At 57.5% G+C, this 1555-nt stretch carries 1 protein-coding gene; it reads right to left on the bottom strand.

Annotation, left to right across the window (positions count from 1 at the left end):
• On the bottom strand, positions 1-1461 hold a 1461-nt coding region (locus IEX97_RS12865; RefSeq protein WP_188883507.1), incomplete at its 3' end, for an IS5 family transposase.
• Between the last annotated feature and the right edge of the window lie 94 nt (positions 1462-1555).

The raw sequence follows: 1555 nt of genomic DNA, 5'->3' as shown, positions 1-1555 counted from the left end.
ACCAGCCCCACCATACCCCAGAAACCTGGCCCAAATGACGTAAAAAAGAAGGCGGAGCCGCTGTTCCAGGTTCATCACCAACAGTTGCAATGCAATGACCGTTTCACTGGTCGTTTGCAGGCGCGTACGAATCAACCCAAGCCCGTACAGGCGCTTGCCTTCCCCAAACTTGCCTTCAATCGCATTGCGCCCAGCCGCGTCTTCCTTTTCCATACGCTGCTGCTGTGCCTCCATAAACTTCGACGGCCGCCCCAATGGAGGCCCGCTCAAGCGAATGCCGCGTTCCTTGCAGTAGCGCAGGTTCTCCCTTGTACGGTACACCTTGTCCGCCAGCACCGCCTCAGGATAGCAACCGTACCGTTCCCGATACGCTTCCACCGCCGCCTGCAACGTCTGACCCTCATGGAAGTTGTTCCAGTCCAACCGTTCCAACCTTGCATATCCGTTCACAAGACTCACCGCCACCTTCGCACCAAACTCCACATGGGCCCGCGCCTTGCCACGAACCATCGGGCGAACGTGCGGTTGTGAGATACTGACGATGCGGTCCTCAATCCGCCGCGTGCGCTTGCGATACATCTCCTCCTGCTGCCGGTACAGCTCGCAGATCACCATCAGTTGCCGGTGCTGGCGCTTGCTGAGCACCCCCAGCCCCACTTCATCCTTCAGTTGCCCGATGATGCGCAGGTCCCGTGCCACATACCGCAACTGCTTGCCTATCGCTTTGCGCAACACCCGCGGACTCACACGACGCCGCTTCGCCACGGCCAGGTACGCGTTACGCGCTTTCTCCCGGTACGTCCGCGGTTTTCGCCTGCCACCTCCCAAAGCCGCATGCAGAACATCGATGATTTCCTCCAATTTCTCACGCGCCTCGTTGAGCAACGAAAGGTCGGTCGGATAGGCGATGTCTGCCGGCGCGCACGTGGCATCCAACAGCAGCTTCCCTTGATTCCCAACATCTCCTGCTGCGTCCTCGGTGTGTTCGGTGGAAGCGTGGGTGTCTGATTGACTTGTCGAGCCGCCGTTTTGGTTATCCGACTCATCGTGATGCTCGTCCTTCTCCTCTGCAATCCATTCGTTGACCTGGTTGATGATGTCCGGGCCCAGCCGCTTGCGAAAGTGGGTCATCAGAGAAGGGTGAAACGGCGGCTCATCCTGGAATTTGGGCAGTCCGATGAAGTACTGCAGATACGGGTTCTCCGTAATCTGCTGGACCGTTTCCCGGTCGCTCAAACCCAGCCGTTGTTGGATGATGAGAGCGCCAAGTGCCATACGCACAGGATACGCCTCTTGGCCCATCGTCCGGGACCTGAACTGCTCCCCGTAGTGCTTTTCGACTTTCCACCACGGAATCATCTGCGCGAGCTTGACCCAGCGATTGTTCTCATTCAACTTCCCGCCGAATGGCAGGAAGAAATCGCCTGGGAGAATCATCTGATTTTCCGATGGACGGAACATGGACACGTCCTCCATGTGCAAAGATTTTTGGCCGTTGACTGCAAAATCCTTGCACATGCATTCGCGTTCAGAGACCAGAATTCCTTGTCGGAAG

It is taken from the genome of Paenalicyclobacillus cellulosilyticus (assembly GCF_014647315.1).
Classification (GTDB): domain Bacteria; phylum Bacillota; class Bacilli; order Alicyclobacillales; family Alicyclobacillaceae; genus Alicyclobacillus_J; species Alicyclobacillus_J cellulosilyticus.
This window is presented reverse-complemented; position numbering and strand designations above follow the sequence as displayed.